The sequence below is a fragment of the Arenimonas donghaensis DSM 18148 = HO3-R19 genome (assembly GCF_000743535.1).
Taxonomy (GTDB): Bacteria; Pseudomonadota; Gammaproteobacteria; order Xanthomonadales; family Xanthomonadaceae; genus Arenimonas; species Arenimonas donghaensis.
The window spans coordinates 23291-39617 of the sequence record NZ_AVCJ01000001.1; the positions used below are offsets into that span (position 1 = coordinate 23291).

At 70.4% G+C, this 16327-nt stretch carries 13 protein-coding genes and 2 tRNA genes; 5 read left to right on the forward strand and 10 right to left on the reverse strand.

What is annotated here, in order from left to right; all coding sequences use genetic code 11:
- Nucleotides 1-70: 70 nt before the first annotated feature.
- Complete coding sequence (locus tag N788_RS00130) at nucleotides 71-1528, forward strand: diguanylate cyclase domain-containing protein (protein WP_034219775.1); 1458 nt, start codon at nucleotides 71-73, stop codon at nucleotides 1526-1528.
- On the opposite strand, the gene xseA is transcribed toward N788_RS00130, so the two are convergent.
- Nucleotides 1525-2871, reverse strand: a complete 1347-nt coding sequence (gene xseA / locus N788_RS00135) for an exodeoxyribonuclease VII large subunit (protein WP_034219776.1) — start codon at nucleotides 2869-2871, stop codon at nucleotides 1525-1527. The genes N788_RS00130 and xseA overlap by 4 nt on opposite strands.
- A gap of 104 nt (nucleotides 2872-2975) precedes the next feature.
- On the opposite strand from xseA, the gene N788_RS00140 reads away from it, so the two are divergent.
- The 3 genes from N788_RS00140 (at nucleotide 2976) to N788_RS00150 (ending at nucleotide 6639) form a co-directional block, all read left to right on the forward strand.
- Nucleotides 2976-4661 (forward strand): hypothetical protein, encoded by a 1686-nt coding sequence (locus tag N788_RS00140; protein WP_034219777.1) that lies wholly within the window; start codon nucleotides 2976-2978, stop codon nucleotides 4659-4661.
- Nucleotides 4658-5893: a flavodoxin-dependent (E)-4-hydroxy-3-methylbut-2-enyl-diphosphate synthase gene (ispG, locus tag N788_RS00145; protein WP_034219779.1), complete on the forward strand. Its 1236-nt coding sequence runs from the start codon at nucleotides 4658-4660 to the stop codon at nucleotides 5891-5893. Before N788_RS00140 ends, ispG begins: the two co-directional genes overlap by 4 nt.
- A 101-nt stretch (nucleotides 5894-5994) precedes the next feature.
- Nucleotides 5995-6639, forward strand: coding sequence for a phosphatase PAP2 family protein (locus N788_RS00150; protein WP_084695796.1), 645 nt, complete (start codon nucleotides 5995-5997; stop codon nucleotides 6637-6639).
- Here N788_RS00150 and N788_RS00155 read toward each other — a convergent pair.
- A complete protein-coding gene (locus tag N788_RS00155) occupies nucleotides 6636-7529 on the reverse strand; it encodes a GGDEF domain-containing protein (protein ID WP_034219784.1) in 894 nt (297 codons plus the stop codon). The genes N788_RS00150 and N788_RS00155 overlap by 4 nt on opposite strands.
- A gap of 92 nt (nucleotides 7530-7621) precedes the next feature.
- Between N788_RS00155 and N788_RS00160 the strand changes: the two genes are divergently transcribed.
- Nucleotides 7622-10384, forward strand: coding sequence for a serine/threonine-protein kinase (locus N788_RS00160; RefSeq protein ID WP_034219785.1), 2763 nt, complete (start codon nucleotides 7622-7624; stop codon nucleotides 10382-10384).
- On the opposite strand, the gene N788_RS00165 is transcribed toward N788_RS00160, so the two are convergent.
- From N788_RS00165 to N788_RS00200, 8 genes are all read right to left on the reverse strand, one after another.
- Entirely contained in the window at nucleotides 10381-11253 is an 873-nt protein-coding gene (locus N788_RS00165; protein WP_051924273.1) for a DMT family transporter, read from the reverse strand. The genes N788_RS00160 and N788_RS00165 overlap by 4 nt on opposite strands.
- 47 nt (nucleotides 11254-11300) lie before the next feature.
- The gene (murB, locus tag N788_RS00170; protein WP_034219788.1) at nucleotides 11301-12344 is read right to left on the reverse strand and encodes a UDP-N-acetylmuramate dehydrogenase; all 1044 of its coding nucleotides are present in this window, start codon (nucleotides 12342-12344) and stop codon (nucleotides 11301-11303) included.
- Nucleotides 12341-13375, reverse strand: coding sequence for a quinone-dependent dihydroorotate dehydrogenase (locus N788_RS00175; protein WP_034219790.1), 1035 nt, complete (start codon nucleotides 13373-13375; stop codon nucleotides 12341-12343). The genes murB and N788_RS00175 overlap by 4 nt, the downstream gene beginning before the upstream one ends.
- Before the next feature lie 12 nt (nucleotides 13376-13387).
- Complete coding sequence (locus N788_RS00180; RefSeq protein ID WP_034219793.1) at nucleotides 13388-13687, reverse strand: DUF4190 domain-containing protein; 300 nt, start codon at nucleotides 13685-13687, stop codon at nucleotides 13388-13390.
- A 10-nt stretch (nucleotides 13688-13697) separates the two neighbouring features.
- A complete protein-coding gene (gene amaB, locus N788_RS00185) occupies nucleotides 13698-15230 on the reverse strand; it encodes an L-piperidine-6-carboxylate dehydrogenase (protein WP_034219796.1) in 1533 nt (510 codons plus the stop codon).
- A gap of 41 nt (nucleotides 15231-15271) precedes the next feature.
- Nucleotides 15272-15348 (reverse strand) — tRNA-Arg (locus tag N788_RS00190).
- 164 nt (nucleotides 15349-15512) lie between these two features.
- Nucleotides 15513-16130 (reverse strand): hypothetical protein, encoded by a 618-nt coding sequence (locus N788_RS00195; RefSeq protein ID WP_034219798.1) that lies wholly within the window; start codon nucleotides 16128-16130, stop codon nucleotides 15513-15515.
- 115 nt (nucleotides 16131-16245) lie between these two features.
- Nucleotides 16246-16321, reverse strand: a tRNA-Ala gene (locus tag N788_RS00200).
- Nucleotides 16322-16327: the final 6 nt, after the last annotated feature.

Consider the following 16327-nt stretch of genomic DNA (forward strand, 5'->3'; position numbering starts at 1 on the left):
GGTACGGCCTTTCACGGGGAGGGTGAAGCGGGTCCGGGCGGGTTCACGGACCACGTTGTACATTGGCGTAATGGGGGCCCGCGACATCTCGTCCGACACCTTCCTCGCCGGGGCCAGCGACCCGGCGGGCGGGTGGCTGCGTCCGGGAAGACCCTTGTTGGTCGGCCTGGCGGTGCTGGCCCTGGGCTTGTATTTCAGCGTCAGCACCACCCAGCTCGAGCGCGACCGCTACCTGAGCGAACGCCAGTCCCGGGTGCAGGGCGAGCTTTCGGACTTCCGCGCGCGGCTCGAAACCCAGATCTACGCCCAGGTCGGGCTCATCCGCGGGTTGGCGGTCCAGGTCGTGCGCCAGGAAGGCATTTCCGACGCGGAATTCAAGGCCATCGCCGCCGAGCTGGTACGCGGCCAGCCGCAGATCCGCGACCTGAGCCTGGCCCCGGGTTTCGTCATCGGCTCGGTTTACCCCGAGCGCGGCAATGAAGCCGCCCTGGGCTTGGACCTGCTGGCCGATCCGGTGCAAAAGCAGGCCACCCTGCGTGCCATCCGCGAAGACGGCCCGCTGCTGGCCGGCCCGTTCGAACTCAAGCAGGGGGGGCGCGCGCTCGCGATCCGCCTGCCGCTGTGGGTGGACCGCGAAGGCGTGCCGCGGCTCTGGGGCGCGGTGAGCCTGGTGCTCGATTACGAGCAGGTCATGGCCGACGCCGGCATCGGCAGCCTGGAGAAAGACCTGCGCCTGAGCATCGTCGGGCGCGATGCCGCCGGTCCGGGCGGCGACATCGTGCGCGGCGTGCGGTTGCCGCCCGGCTCCGGCGCCGTGCGCGTGCCCGCGTTCCTGCCCGGGGGCAGCTGGCTGATTTCGGCGATTCCGCAGGAGGGCTGGGATGCCCGTGCCTGGTGGCAAATGCCGGGGTTCCCGATCCGCCTGGGCCTGAGCCTGCTGGCGGCACTGGCCACCACGCGCATCCTGCACGACCGGCAACGCATCCGGCGGCTTGCCGGCCGGGACGCCCTGACCAACCTGCCCAACCGGCGACTGGCCATGCATTACCTGGGTCGCCTGATCGCGCGGGCGCGCCGCGGCGACGGCCGGTTTGCCCTGCTCAGCTTCGACCTCGACGGATTCAAGCCCGTCAACGACACCTACGGCCACGCCGCCGGCGACCTGCTGCTCGCCGAAATCGGCCGGAGGCTCAACGATTCGGTGCGGCCCGGCGACCTGGTCGCGCGCATGGGCGGCGACGAGTTCCTGGTCATCGTCAGCATCGACAACGGCGACGACGAGCCCTGGCTGCGCGCCGTGGCCGAACGCGTGCAGGCGGCCATCAGCCGGCCGGTGCCGATCGAAGGACATTGGGTGGTGGTGGGCGCCAGCATCGGCGTCGCCCGGTTCCCCGAGGACGGCGACGACTCGGAGAACCTGCTGCGACGCGCCGACGAAGCCATGTACCGGGCGAAGAACGGCCGCGCCGCGGGCGTCGAGTTCGCCCGGCCGCTGGCCCTGGGCCGGGCCCCGGGCGCCGTCGATTAGTCCTCGCGCGGTTCGACCCTCACGCGAAGTTCGCCGTCCGCCAGGCGGGTCCTGAGCGAGTCGCCGGCGCGGGCGTCGGCCGCGCGACGCAATACCTGTCCGCTGGCGTCGAAGACGATCGCGTAGCCCCGGCCCAGGGTGGCCAGCGGACTGACGCCCTCGAGCGCGCGGGCCAGACCACGAAGCTGCAAGCGCCGCGGCTCGAGCAAGCGGGACGGCATGGCATCGAGACCACGCCTGGCCAGGCCGAGCCGATGGCTGAGGGCTTCGAGCCGGCGCCGCGGATGGGACTGGTCGAGCCGGCGCAGCGCGCGCGCGAGCCGCTCGCTGCGCCCCGTGGCCGGCGTGCGCCAGCCCTGTTCGAGGCGGTGGCGCAGGGCGTCGAGCCGGTGCCGTCCGCGCTCCAGCCGCAGCTGCGGGCGCAGGGCCTGCAGCTTCAGGAACGCCTGGTCGAGCCGCTGGGCGCGGGCGCCCAGCCCGCGGGCCAGCAGCGCCTCGAAACGCTGGCGATCGCGGCGCAGGCGTTCGGCGAGTTCGGCGCGGTCGGGTACCACCAGCTCGGCGGCCGCCGACGGCGTGGGCGCGCGCAGGTCGGCGGCGAAGTCGGCGAGGCTGACGTCGACCTCGTGCCCGACCGCCGCGACCACCGGCACCGGCGAGGCGGCGATGGCACGTGCCAGGGCTTCGTCGTTGAAGGCCCAGAGGTCTTCGAGCGAACCCCCGCCACGGGTCAGCAGCACCAGGTCGTAGCGGCCGGAGCCAGCGGCGCGCCGCAGCATGTCCAGGATCTGCGCGGCGGCACCTTCGCCTTGCACCGGCACCGGCAGCACATCCACTTCCAGCAGCGGGAAGCGCCGCGCCAGCACGCTCAGCACGTCGCGCACCGCCGCGCCGCGCGGCGAGGTGACCACCGCCAGCCGGCGAACGAAGGCGGGCAGCGGCCGCTTGCGCGAGGTGTCGAACAGGCCCTCGGCGGCCAGGCGCGCCTTGAGTTCCTCGAAGGCACGCCGGAGGGCCCCTTCGCCGGCTTCCTCCAGGTGCTCCAGGACCAGCTGGTAGTCGCCGCGGGCTTCGTAGAGGGTCAGCCGGCCACGCGCCAGCACCAGCATGCCGTCGCGCGGCGCGAAGCGCAGGCGGGCGGCATTGGACCGGAACAGGGCGCAGCGCACCTGGGCGCGGGCATCCTTGAGGGTGAAATAGGCGTGGCCCGAGGCCGGCCGGGAGAAATTGCTGATCTCGCCCTCCACCCAGACCTGCGGGAAGCTGCCCTCAAGCAGGTCGCGCGCCAGCGCATTGAGCTGGGACGGGCGCAGGACCTGGCGTTCGCGGGCTAGGGTGGACATGGCTCGGGCCGGGGAGGGCCCCACAGGATACCCGCTGCCGTTCACCCTGGGGGTGGGGCCGGCCCGCGAGCCGGTCTAAACTGTTCGCGCCACGAGGACTCCGAATGAGCGAAAGCTACCGCCGCCTGTGCCAGGACCTGCCGCCCACCGCCGGTGGTCCCGTGCGTTTCCCGGCCGAACCGAAAAAGGTCAAAGCCTGGGTCGCGGCGTTGCCGCGGGCCAACCCGCAGGCCGCCGAGCAGGAAATCGCCCGCGCCCTTGAAGGGCTGGCCGGCCAGCGCCTGGACGGCGGGAAGCGCCTGGCGGCGCTCGAAGAGGTGCGCGGCACCGCACTCGAGGCGATCGTCCTGCTCGAGCGTGGATTCCAGGGCAGCTCGCTGCCCTTGCCGCCCGACCAGGCGCGCGCGGCTTCGGTCGCCGGCCAGTTCCACCTCAATCTGGCCATCGGATACCGCCAGGCCGCCTGCGAACTGTGCGCCCCTTCCGGCAGCGTGCCTTTCCTCCGTGGGTCCAGCGTGCTGTCGGCGCTGGAACGCTCGGCCTGGCACTACGTGCGTTCGCTGGCGCTGGCCTGGCGCGTCTACCGGCCGGCGCCCGCCGGCGCCTGGCAGGGCCTGCACCGGCTGCACCGCTTCGCCAGCGCGCTAAAGCTCGAGCGCAAGACCACCGAGGACAAGGCCGCCGGCGGCGCCAACGACGTGCACACGCTTTACATGCAGGCCTTGCTGATGGCCTCGGTGAATCCCTACGCCTTCGCGCAGACTGAACAGGATGCGCTCTGGCCTGCCACGCGCGGTTATGCGGCGCGCTGTGGCCTGCTCACGCACGCGCCCGAGGGCATCGCCCCGGTGGTGCCCAACGACGCCGACCGTGGCCCCGGCGCCGGTGGCAGCGACGAATCGCCGTCGACCTGGCTCGACCTGGCGCCGTTTGCCGAGGACGTCGAACGCGCCCTGCGCCGCGTGCGCGACGGCCAGGGCGAACTGGCGCCCACGCCGGGACTGTCGGTGCCGGTGGGCAACGACCTGCTGATCCGCCTGCATCGCGCGTTCGGCCAGATGGCCGCACGCGGCCTGGTGCGGCTGCCCGCCGGGCATTCGCTGGACACCGTGCTGGGCCTGAGCGGCCTGCACTACCTGCTGGCCGGGCAACGCGATTTCGATACCTTCATGCGGCAGTCCGCCCAGGGCACCGTGCACGTGATCGCCGGCGCCGCCTGGACCCAGGGCAGTGCCTCGATGACCAAGCTGCCGCGCTTCAGCGCGCGGGTGCTCGACCAGAGTCTCGGTGGCTATCGCATGGCCTGGGACAGCGCCGAGCAGGCGCGCGCGAAAGTGGGCGAGTTGGTCGGCCTGGGCTTCGGCGAGGACCAGGACGACACCGACTGGATGGTCGGCGTGATGCGCTGGTTGCGCTATGAAACCGACGGCAGCCTGTCGGCGGGCGTGGAACTGCTGTCGCGGCGCTCGAGCCCGGTCGCCCTGCGCGCGGTCAGCCCCGATGGCGGCAGCCGCCAGGTCCAGCGCGCCGTCGAGGTTTTCCCGATCGACGGCACCCCGGGGCGCTGCTTCGTCTGCAGCGCGTCGATCGAGGCCGGCAGCCGGGTCGAGGTGATCCACGACTCGGCCAGCCACATTCCCGAAGTCGGCATGCGCGGCCCCGACCTGCTCGAGGAGGTCGAGGTGCTGCTCAATGCCGGCGACTACGTCCTGCTCGGTGAACGACTGCCCGAGGCCGCGGTGCCGGACGACAGCGAGTCCAATGACGCCCTGGAGGGCGAACCGGCATGAGCGAAGCCAAGGCGATGCCGCGGCGCGGCACCCGTGCCGTGGCGGTCGGACCGGTCCGCATCGGTGGCGGCGGGCCGATCGTCGTGCAATCGATGACCAACACCGACACCGCCGACGTCGCCAGCACGGTGAAGCAGGTGGCCGAGCTCTGGCGTGCCGGCTCGGAGCTGGTGCGGGTGACGGTCAACAACCCCGAGTCCGCCGCCGCGGTTCCGCGCATCCGCGACAAGCTGGACATGATGAACGTGCCGGTGCCCCTGGTCGGCGACTTCCACTACAACGGCGACCGCCTGCTCGCGGCCGAGCCGGCCTGCGCCGAAGCGCTGGCCAAATACCGCATCAACCCGGGCAACGTCGGCTTCGGCAAGAAGCGCGACACCCAGTTCGCGGCCATCGTCGAGAAGGCCATCGAGTTCGACAAGCCGGTGCGCATCGGCGTGAACTGGGGTTCGCTCGACCAGGCCCTGGCCGCGCGCCTGATGGACGAAAACGCCGCCCGCGCCGAACCCTGGGACGCGGCCCGGGTGCTGCGCGAAGCCCTGGTGGTGTCGGCGCTGGAGTCGGCCGAACGCGCCGTGGAAATCGGGCTGGCGCGCGAACGCATCGTGCTCTCGGCCAAGGTCAGCGGCGTGCAGGAGCTGATCGCGGTCTACCGCGACCTGGCGGCGCGCTCTGATTTCGCGCTGCACCTGGGCCTGACCGAGGCCGGCATGGGCAGCAAGGGCATCGTCGCCTCCAGCGCCGCGCTGGCGGTGCTGATGCAGGAAGGCATCGGTGACACCATCCGGATTTCGCTCACGCCCGAACCCGGCGCCGCGCGGACGCTGGAAGTGCAGGTCGCGCAGGAACTGCTCCAGACGATGGGCCTGCGTGCATTCACGCCTCTGGTCACCGCCTGCCCGGGCTGTGGCCGCACCACCAGCGAGTTTTTCCAGGTGCTGGCGCAGAAGGTGCAGGAACACGTGCGCGGCCAGATGCCGGTCTGGAAACTCAAGTATCCGGGCGTCGAGAACCTGTCGCTGGCGGTGATGGGCTGCGTGGTCAACGGTCCCGGCGAGTCGCGGCATGCCGACATCGGCATTTCGCTGCCGGGCACCGGCGAGGCGCCGTCGGCGCCGGTCTTCATCGACGGCCAGAAGGCCATGACCCTGCGCGGCGAGAACATCGCCGATGACTTCGTCGGCGTCATCGACCAGTACGTCGCGCGTCGTTACGGCGGGGGCGCCGCCTGAGCCGGCGGGCTTGGCTGGCGCGCCACGGGCGTCGCCTGCAAGCCCACGCGCCGGCCCTGTGGCGCGGTACCCGGCGCCTGCTGGCGCGCCGCTGGCGGCGCATGTTGCTCGTGTTCCTGGGCATCGCGATGCCGCTGTCGCTGTTCTCCGAGCTTGCCGAGGAAATCCACGGGGCCGACCTGCTCGGCTTCGACGAGGCGCTGCTGCGCCGGGCCGGGCAATCGGCCTCGCCGGCGCTGGACCAGGCGATGCTGCTGGCCAGCGACCTGGGCTACGCCTGGGGCGTCGTGCCGCTGGTCGTGCTGGTGTTCGCCGGCCTGCTGTTGGCCGGCCACATCCGGCGGGCCACCTACTTCGGCATTGCGGTCGGCGGTTCGGCGCTGCTCAACCTGGTGGCGAAGGCCGTCTTCGTCCGCGAGCGCCCGTCGCTGTGGCTGTCGCTGGCGCCGGAGCATAGCTACAGCTTCCCCAGCGGCCATGCCATGGGTGCGATGAGCCTGTCCGCGGCGATCGTGCTGATGCTCTGGCACACCCGCTGGCGCTGGCCGGCCCTGGTGCTGGGGCTGGGCTTCACGGTGTGGGTCGGCAGCTCGCGGGTGTACCTGGGCGTGCATTACCCCTCGGACATCCTGGCGGGCTGGGCGGCGGCCCTGGCCTGGGTGTCCGCGGTCTACCTGGTGGTGCGGCCCAGGCACGGTGGCCAGCGCCCGGCGCCCGCGCAGGCGGGCGCGGACGACGCCGGCTAGGCTTCGACGCAGACCCGGTTGCGGCCTTCGTCCTTGGCCCGGTAGAGGGCGTTGTCGGCGGCCTGCATCAGCGGACTGCGTTCTTCGCGTCCCGGTGCCAGGCTGGCGATGCCGATGCTGATGGTCATCCGGTGCGGTACGTCGCCCACCATGAAGACGTCCTCGGCCACGGCCTCGCGCAGCCGTTCGGCGAAGGCGCGGGCGGCCTCCAGGTCGGTTTCCGGCAACATCACCGCGAACTCCTCGCCGCCGATCCTCGCGGCGACGTCTTCGCCGCGAACGAAACGCCGGACGATGGCCGCCAGCTGGCGAAGCACGTCGTCGCCGGCGATGTGGCCGTACTTGTCGTTGACGGGCTTGAACTTGTCCACGTCGATGATGCACATCACCAGCGGCCGGCCGTGCCGGGTGGCCCGGGCGATCTCGCGGTCCACGGCTTCGACGAAATGCCGGCGGTTGTAGAGTTCGGTCAGGCCATCGCGCGTCGCCAGTTGGTAAACCTCCTGGTGATAGCGCGCCTCCACGCTGGAGTGGCTGATGAACTTGAGGATGCACTCGCCCAGGGTGATGTGGTCGCCGTCGGCCAGTTCGGCGCGGGTCACGGCCACGTCGTTGACCCGGGTCCGGTTGGTGGCGCCCATGTCGGCGATGTAATAGCTGTCGCCGTCGCGCCAGATCCGGCAGTGCCAGCGCGACACCGAGTTGTGCGGGATGTGCAGGTCCGATTCCGGCGAGCGGCCGATCACCACCGCCGCCTCGCCCAGGTCCGCGCGTTTGCCCAGGCCTTCGCCGTGGATCACCACCACGCAGGCGGAGCGCGGCGCCGACCGGCGGGGTCCGTCGCTGAGCAGCGTGCGTTGGGTGATGCAGGTCTTCTCGGTCTGGCGCATGGGAGTCAGGCGGAAGGATTGGGCCGAGTTTAGCGGGTTGCCGGGCGCCATGTTCGCGCTGGGCTAGACTGGGCCCAGCAAGGGGGAGGGGCATGGGCGGCATCGAAGACGACGACCTCGCGCCGACCGAAGGGCTGCCGACACGGGCCGGTCCGGGCGAACCGCCGGCCGCGGGCGCGGCGCTGGCGCCGGGGGCGCGGCTGGGGCGCTACCGGATCGACGGCGTGCTGGGCCGTGGCGGCATGGGCGAGGTCTACCGGGCCAGCCAGCTCGAACCGGTGCGCCGGACGGTGGCGATCAAGCTGCTGCACGCGCGGCGGCTCGACGCCCGCCACCTGGCCTACTTCGAGGTCGAGCGCCAGCTGCTGGCGCAAATGAAGCACCCGGCCATCGCCCAGGTGTACGACGCCGGCGCCACCCCCGAGGGTTTCCCGTTCTTCGTCATGGAGTTCATCGAGGGGCGTCCGCTCACCTCGTTCTGCGAAGAGCACGGTTTGTCCCTGCGCGAACGCCTGGCGCTGTTCATCCGGGTTTGCGAGGGCGTGCAGCACGCGCACCAGAAGGGCGTCATCCACCGCGACCTCAAGCCCGGCAACATCCTGGTTTCGGAGGTGGACGGCCGGCCGCTGCCCAAGATCATCGACTTCGGCATCGCCACGGCCGCCAGCCGCTCCCTGGCCGCCGGCGAACGCGCCGGCGAGCTCGAGCGCGCCGGCACGCCGGACTACATGAGCCCCGAACAGGCCGGGCTGGAGGGCGTCGAGGTCGATACCCGGTCCGACGTCTATTCGCTTGGCGTGCTGCTCTACGAACTGCTGGCCGGACGCCGGCCCGGCGTCGGGGAAGACAGCACCGCAGTGGCGCATACCGCCAGCACCACCATTCGTCCCCCCTCGGCCCAGATCGAGACCCTGGCCCCCGGCAGCGCCTCGGCGCGTGCGGGACAGCTTGGCCTGAGCAAACCGCGGTTGCGCCGGGTGCTGCGGTCCGAGCTCGACTGGGTCGTGCTCAAGGCCATGCGCCGGGATCGCGCGGAGCGCTACAGCTCGGCGGCGGAACTGGTCCAGGAACTGCAGCGTTTCCTCGAGGACCGGCCCCTGCAGGCGGTGCCGCCCAGCCGGCGGTATGTCCTGGGGAAATACCTGCGCCGGCACCGCCTGGGCCTTGCGGCCGCGGCGTCGGTGTCGCTGGCCGTGCTCTCCGGCCTTGCCGTGTCCCTGTACAGCCTCCAGCAGGCGCGCGAGCAGCGCGAGCTGGCCGAGCAGCGCAGCGCCGACCTGGAGCGGGTGACGGCGTTCCAGCAATCCATGCTCGAAGACATCGACGTCGAAACGATGGGGCAGGGCATCGCCTCGAGCCTGCGCGACCAGGTGACCAAGGCCGCCCCGGCCACCCTGCCGGCGTTCGAACAGGCGCTGGCGGCGACCAGTCCGCCGGACCTTGCCCGGGAGCTGGTTGATCGCGAAATCCTGGCCAGCGCCCTGCTCGCGATCGAGCGCGACTTCGCCGACCAGCCCGGCCTCGCCGCCGAGTTGCGCAACGCCATCGGCCAGGTGCAATTGGCCTTGGGCCTGCCCGCGCAGGCATCAAAGCAGTTCCAGGCAGTGGCGGACTTCCACGAGCGCGTGCACGGGGCGGCCGCCATTGAAACCCTCGCCGCACGCAGCCTGCAGGCCGATGCCATGGCGCGCGACGGACGTCCGGACGAGGCGCTGGCGCTCGTGGAACGGATCCTCGGTGACGCGGCGTCCTTGCCGGACGGCGCCGACGTGCGCCTCGATGTCGAAAGCCAGCAGGCAAGCCTGGTGTTCGTGCTGGGCGACCGCCCCAGGGCCCGGGCGATGCAGCAAGCCCTCTACGACCGCGAACGGACGCGGCGCGGGGCGGATGATCCGAAACTGCTGATGCTGCTCGACGAGCTGGGCCTGAGCCGGGGGCGCATGGGTGAAATCGCCGAGGCCCGGGCCATCTTCGAAGACCTCTACGCTCGCCGGCGCGCATCGCTGGGCCCGGAACACGAAACCACGCTCAACACCATGGGGCGACTGGCGGTGATGCGGGCCATGGACGGGGACCTGGCGCCGGCCGCCCAGCTGCAGCGCGAGCGGGCCGGGATAAGCGCCCGCAAGCTGGGCGCCGAACATCCGGTCACGCTGTCCGAGCGCGGCAACCTGGCGAACATGCTGCTGGGGCTGCGCCAGTACGAAGAAGCCGAAGCGCTGATGCGCTCGGTCCTGGAGGCCAGGCAGCGGCTCTATGGCGACGACGCCGCGGTCACGCTGCGGACCAAGCTCAACCTGGCCTCCCTGCTGGCGCGACGCCGGCAATTCGAGGAGGCCCTGCGCATGGAAGATGAGCTGCTGCAGGCCCGGCGCCGGCTGCTCGGGCCAGAGCACCCGGATACGGTGTTCCTCGAGGTCAACCACGCCAGCACGATGCATCGCGCCGCACGGCCGACGGCGTCGGTGCAGGCGCAGCTGGACCGGGCCCGGCCGCTGGCCGTCCGCGTGCTCGGGACGGCGCATCCGCAGACGGTCATGGCGGAGATGATGCAGGGCCTGGTCTGGCTGCGAGCGGGCCAGCTGCCGCAGGCCATCGGCCAGTTCGAGGCGCTGCGGGCACGCGCCGAAGCCGGACGGGAGCCGGGCGACGAACCCAACGCACGGCTCGGCTGGGCCCTGGCCCAGGCCCTGGACCGCGCAGGCAACCCAGACCGGGCACGGGCGGTCCTGGCCAGCGACGTGCAATGGTTGCTCGACCTGCCCGCCGACCAGCGCGAAGCCCGGCACGAGGACGTGCTTGAGTTCATCCAGGAGGAAACCGCGAACCGCGCCGACCGTCCACCCGGCGGCTAGCGCGGTGTCGGCGTTTCCGGATTGATCTCGGGGTCGGTGACCGCCTGCCGGGCCAGCTTGGCTTCGCGGCGGGCGATGTAGACGTTGGACCCGAAGATGATGGCCGCGCCGAGCACGGTCCAGCGGTCCAGGGTTTCACCGAACAGCCACCAGCCAAAGGCGCCCACGACCAGGATCTGCAGGAAACTGATCGGGGTCAGCATCGAGGCGTCGCCCAGGCGCAGGGCGCGGGTCCAGAACATGTGGGCGATGCTGCCCAGTGAGCCCGCCAGCACGATCCACAGCCAGGTGATGCCGGCTGGCGTTTCCCAGACCATCAGGGCCGGCACCAGCGACATCGGTATCCACAGCATCGTCGTCCAGATGACGATGGCGTCGGGATGTTCGGTGCGCGAAAGGAACTTGATGCTGATCGCCGCGCTGGCGCTGGCGACCGCCGCCAGCAGCGCCACCAGGCTGCCGGTGGTGAAGGATTGGCTGCCCGGCTGCACGATCAGCAGCACGCCCAGGAAACCGACGATGACCGCCGTCCAGCGTCGGGCCCGCACCACTTCGCCCAGCACGATGACCGCGGCGATGGTGACGAACAGCGGCGTCGAATACGACAGCGCGATGGCCTGGGCCAGGGGCAGGTTCACGATGGCCCAGAAACCCGCGAGCATCGACACCATGCCGATGCTGCAGCGGCCGATGTAGAAACCCAGCTTGTCGGTGCGCAGCAGCGAGGGCCCATGCCGGAACAGGATCGGCAGCAGCACCACGAAACCGAAGAAGTTCCGGAAGAAGGCGATTTCGAACGGATGCAGTTGTTCGGACGCCAGGCGGATGCAGACCGCCATGAAGCCGAACAGGACGGTGCCCAGCGCCATCAGCCCGACGGCGCGGGTGACCTGCGAAGCCTGGGCCGGGGCGGCGTTCACCCGGTGGTGAAACGGGCGCCGATGATGCGCGGTTCCGGCTCGAGCGCGACGCCGAAGCGGTCCTTCACCGAAGCCGCGATGCGTCGGGCCAGGTCCAGCAATTGCTGGCCGGTGGCCTGGCCGTGGTTGACCAGCACCAGGGCGTGCTGTTCGGCGACGCCGGCGTCGCCTTCGCGCCGGCCCTTCCAGCCACAGGCTTCGATCATCCAGGCGGCGGACAGCTTGTGCGCGTCGTCGGCGCCCGCGAAGACGGGCAGGGCGGGGTGTTGGGCTTTCAGCGCCGCCGCCGTGCCGGCGTCGACCACGGGATTCTTGAAAAAGCTTCCTGCATTGCCCAGCAGCGCCGGGTTGGGCAGCTTGCGCGTGCGCAGGCGGCTGATGGCTTCGGCGACATGCACGGCGCGCGGCGTGTCCACGCCCATGGCGGCCAGTTCCTCGCGCACGCCGGCATAGTCGAGCCGCAGCTCACGCTGGCGGGGCAGTCTCAGCTCGAGCGCGGTGACCACCCAGCGTTCGGGCTCGCGCTTGAACAGGCTGTCGCGGTAGCCAAAGGCGCAGTCGGCGGCCGGCAGGCGCTTGACCTGGCCGGTGTCGCGCTGGAACGCCTCGACGGCCTCGACGAACTCGCCGACCTCGACGCCATAGGCGCCGATGTTCTGGATCGGCGCGGCGCCGACCGTGCCCGGGATGAGGGCCATGTTCTCCAGGCCACACAGGCCGCGCGCGAGCGTCCAGCCGACCAGGTCGTTCCAGTTCACGCCCGCTTCGGCGCGGACCACGGCGGTGTCGCCGTCGTCGCGGATGATCGCCACGCCGGCCATGGTCAGGCAGATGGCCACGCCCGGGAAATCACCGACGAACAGCAGGTTGCTGCCTTCGCCCAGCACCAGCACCGGGCCGTCGCGCAGCATGGCGAACTCGAACAGTTCCGCCAGCGCGTCGGCGCGCGAGACGTCGGCCATCATCGCCGCGCGGGCGGCGACACGGAAGGTATTGCGGCCAGCCAGCGAGACCGAGTCGGCCAGCTGGTAGCCGCTCACGCAACGCCCTCGCGACGGCGGCGCATGGATTGCACGCATTCGCCGATGAGCTCCGGTCCGCGGTAGATCAGGCCGGTATAGAACTGCACCATCAGTGCGCCGGCGGTGATCTTGCCGGCGGCGTCGGCACCGCTGAGGATGCCGCCAACGCCGATGATCGGGATGGATTCATCCAGGCGTCCGCGCAGTCGCCGCAGGACCGCAGTGGACTTGCCATACAGGGGCGCGCCGGACAGGCCGCCGGCTTCATGGGCGAAGGCGTGGCCTTCCACCGGCAGGCGGTCGAGCGTGGTGTTGGTGGCGATCACGCCGTCCACCTTCAGGTCGCCCAGCACGCGGGCGCAGGCGTCGACGTCGTCGTCGGACAGGTCCGGCGCGACCTTGACCAGCATCGGCACCCGCTTGCCATGCTGGGCGCCGAGTTTTTCCTGGGCTTCGCGCAGCTCGCCGACCAGGCGGCGCAATTGCTGTTCTTCCTGCAGTTCGCGCAGGCCGGCGGTGTTGGGCGAGGAAATGTTGACGGTGACGTAGTCCGCCAGCGGATAGACGCGTTCCAGGCAGTACAGGTAGTCGTCGGCCGCGTCTTCGTTGTGGGTGTCCTTGTTCTTGCCGATGTTGATGCCCAGCAGGCCGTGCTTGCGGCGCGCGCGCGAGACGTTCTTCACCAGCGCATCAACGCCCAGGTTGTTGAAACCCAGGCGGTTGATGACGGCATTGTGCTCGGGCAACCGGAACATGCGCGGGCGCGGATTGCCTTCCTGCGGTCGCGGCGTGGTCGTGCCGACCTCCACGAAGCCAAAGCCCAGCGACAGCAGGGCGTCGACGTGGTTGCCGTCCTTGTCCAGGCCGGCGGCGCAGCCGACCGGATTGGGGAAGACCAGGCCGAAGGCCTTGGTCGGCAGCGGCTTGGGCCGGCCAGCCAGCAGCGGGCTCATGCCCATGCGGTAGGCGGTCTCGATCGCGCGAAGGCCCACGCCGTGGGCCTGTTCCGCGTCAAGGTGGAACAGGAAGGGTCTTGCCAGCGAATACATGCGGCCTGCCTGTCAGAGTTGGCCGCTGATGCCCAGTACGGCCAACAACGCCGCCAGGCCACCCAGGAAGACGACGAAGACCAGCACGGTCAGCACCGAAATGGCGACGACCAGCCAGCCCAGCACCAGGCCGGCGATGGCCAGGCCATCGCCGTCCACCTGGCCGTTGGCGCGCCGGATCTCGGCACGGGCCATGTGGCCCGTGACGATGGCAACGAGGCTCCCCACCAGCGGCAGGAAGGTCCAGCCCAGCAAACCGCTGACTAGGCTGGTGATCGCAAGGGCGCTGGTTTGCCGTGGAGCCATGTTCATGGACGTAGCCTCAGAGGTCGAACTTGATGCCCTGTGCCAGCGGCAGCGCGTCGGAGTAGTTGATGGTGTTGGTCTGGCGGCGCATGTAGACCTTCCACGCGTCGGAGCCGGATTCGCGGCCACCGCCGGTTTCCTTTTCGCCGCCGAAGGCGCCGCCGATCTCGGCGCCGGAGGTGCCGATGTTGACGTTGGCGATGCCGCAATCCGAACCCCAGGCGGCCAGGAACTGCTCGGCGGCCTTGAGGTTCTGGGTGAAGATCGCCGAAGACAGGCCCTGCGGCACGTCGTTCTGCATGGCGATGGCCTCGTCCAGGTCGGAGTAGGGCATGACGTACAGGATCGGGGCGAAGGTTTCGTGCTGCACGATCTCGTCGCTGTTCTTCAGGCCGGTGATGATGGTCGGAAGCACGAAGTTGCCCGGGCGGTCGAGCGCGGCACCGCCGGTTTCAACCTTGCCGCCGGCGGCCTGGGCCTTCTTGACCGCGTCCAGGTAGGCCTGCACGCCGTCCTTGCTGTTGAGCGGACCCATCAGGTTGGCCGGGTCGGTCGGATCGCCGATCTTCTTTTCTACCTGCTTGTAGCCGGCGACGAGCTTGGCCAGCACGTCGTCGAAGATCGATTCATGGATGAAGGCGCGACGGGTCGACGTGCAGCGCTGGCCGGCGGTGCCGACGGCGCCGAAGACGATGGCCGGGATGGCCAGCTTCAGGTCGGCGGTGGCGTCGACGATCATGGCGTTGTTGCCGCCCAGCTCGAGCAGGCTGCGGCCCATGCGGCGGGCAACGCGCTCGCCGACGTGGCGGCCGACCTTGGTCGAGCCGGTGAAGCTGATCAGCGGGATGCGCTTGTCGTCGACGAAGGCCTGGGCCAGGTCGGTGCCACCGTCGTTGAACAGGAAGAAGATGTCCGGGAAGCCGCCCTTGCGCAGCGCTTCGTTGCAGATCTTCATCGAGGCGATCGCCGACAGCGGGGTCTTGGGCGAGGGCTTCCAGATGCAGATGTCGCCGCAGACGCCGGCCACGAAGGCATTCCATGCCCAGACCGCGACCGGGAAATTGAAGGCCGAGATGATGCCGACGATGCCCAGCGGGTGGTACTGCTCGTACATGCGGTGGCCGGGACGCTCGGAGTGCATGGTCAGGCCGTAGAGCTGGCGGGAGAGACCGACGGCGAATTCGCCGATGTCGATCATCTCCTGGACCTCGCCGTCGCCTTCGGGCTTGGACTTGCCCATTTCCAGCGCGACCAGGGAGCCCAGGGCGTCCTTGTGGGTGCGCAGCGCGTCGGCGCACAGGCGGATCGCCTCGCCGCGGCGCGGGGCCGGGGTGCTGCGCCAGACCTTGAAGGCGGCCTGGGCGCGCTCGACGATGGTGTCGTAGTCGGACTGCGAGGACGCATAAACCTTGCCCAGCACCTCGCCATTGCCCGGGTTGACCGGCTCGATGACGCCGGCATCGCGTGTCTGCGACCACTCGCCGTGGCCGAGGTAGGTGCCGGATTCCTGGCCGGAAAGGCCAAGGGCGGAAAGGACTGCGTGGGTCATTGAATACTCCGGAAACGGGGGCCGTGGTTCGGCCTTTGGAATGGCGACCCCGACACGATTCGAACGTGTGACCTTCCCCTTAGGAGGGGGATGCTCTATCCAGCTGAGCTACGGGGCCATGCGGCCCGCCGGGGCGGGCCTGCGGCTTAACTTCGAGATTGTCTCATGGGGGGCAGGGGCGGGGCCAATCACGGGGATTGCCCAGGTCCCGATGGTTGCCTCCTGGACGCGGCGCCGGCCGGGCCCGGTCGTTCCTTACCAAGCCGCTCGTCCCGCCGGGTTTCAGCCGTTGCACCATCCGCAGCCGAGCAGGTAGCGGCCAGGGGCGAGCTCGTGCAGGCCGACCATGTCGGGACAGTCGGCGAAGGCGCCGTCCTGGGCGTCCTTGCCGGCCGGGCGCACCCAATCGGCAATGGCGGCGGGATGACTGGTCCGTGGCTGCAGTCCCAGCGACTCGATGGCCGCCCCGGCGTCGCCCTGGACGTGCGCGTAAACGAGTGCGCCGAAGCCAGGGACCGGGGGATCGAAGGACAGGGTCACGGATCGGACCTGTGCATTGCCGTTGCCGATCGGCAGCGCCAGGGACGGCGAGAGTCTCACCTCTATCCGCTCCTCCAGGCCGTCCCGCCCATTGCTGAGGACGGTCATGCCGTCGGCCGCGGCGGCCTCGGGCCCGGCGGCGAGTTCCCGCAGGACGCCAAGCGGGTCGGGTACGTCGCAAAGCAGGGCAGCCACGAGGGCAGACCGCGGCGAAACCGGTATCGGCGTCCTGATCGGTCCGGCCGGATCGGGAGGCACGCCGGGGGTTTCGGCGCGACCCGGCGAACCACAGGCCAGCAGCGCTGCCGACAAGCCGGCGAGCACGAAGGCGAGGACCGTCGGCAGTCGATTCATCGGCATGGATCCGGACTCCGGCAAGGGTCGCCGATCCAGTATGGGAGTCGCCGGAGGCACGGGGCAAGGCGCGACGCAACGAAAAAGGGCCAGGATTGCTCCTGGCCCTTTCCGGAATTCGTGGTGGAGAGGATGGGGATCGAACCCACGACCTCATCGATGCGAACGATGCGCTCTCCCAGCTGAGCTACCCCCCCACGGAA

Bases quoted from the DNA above. Each gene is read 5' to 3' on its own strand.
- N788_RS00130 (WP_034219775.1), top strand. From the start codon at position 71: ATGGGGGCCCGCGACATCTCGTCCGACACCTTCCTCGCCGGGGCCAGC.
- xseA (WP_034219776.1), bottom strand. From the start codon at position 2,871: ATGTCCACCCTAGCCCGCGAACGCCAGGTCCTGCGCCCGTCCCAGCTC.
- N788_RS00140 (WP_034219777.1), top strand. From the start codon at position 2,976: ATGAGCGAAAGCTACCGCCGCCTGTGCCAGGACCTGCCGCCCACCGCC.
- ispG (WP_034219779.1), top strand. From the start codon at position 4,658: ATGAGCGAAGCCAAGGCGATGCCGCGGCGCGGCACCCGTGCCGTGGCG.
- N788_RS00150 (WP_084695796.1), top strand. From the start codon at position 5,995: ATGTTGCTCGTGTTCCTGGGCATCGCGATGCCGCTGTCGCTGTTCTCC.
- N788_RS00155 (WP_034219784.1), bottom strand. From the start codon at position 7,529: ATGCGCCAGACCGAGAAGACCTGCATCACCCAACGCACGCTGCTCAGC.
- N788_RS00160 (WP_034219785.1), top strand. From the start codon at position 7,622: ATGGGCGGCATCGAAGACGACGACCTCGCGCCGACCGAAGGGCTGCCG.
- N788_RS00165 (WP_051924273.1), bottom strand. From the start codon at position 11,253: ATGGCGCTGGGCACCGTCCTGTTCGGCTTCATGGCGGTCTGCATCCGC.
- N788_RS00175 (WP_034219790.1), bottom strand. From the start codon at position 13,375: ATGTATTCGCTGGCAAGACCCTTCCTGTTCCACCTTGACGCGGAACAG.
- N788_RS00180 (WP_034219793.1), bottom strand. From the start codon at position 13,687: ATGAACATGGCTCCACGGCAAACCAGCGCCCTTGCGATCACCAGCCTA.
- amaB (WP_034219796.1), bottom strand. From the start codon at position 15,230: ATGACCCACGCAGTCCTTTCCGCCCTTGGCCTTTCCGGCCAGGAATCC.
- N788_RS00195 (WP_034219798.1), bottom strand. From the start codon at position 16,130: ATGCCGATGAATCGACTGCCGACGGTCCTCGCCTTCGTGCTCGCCGGC.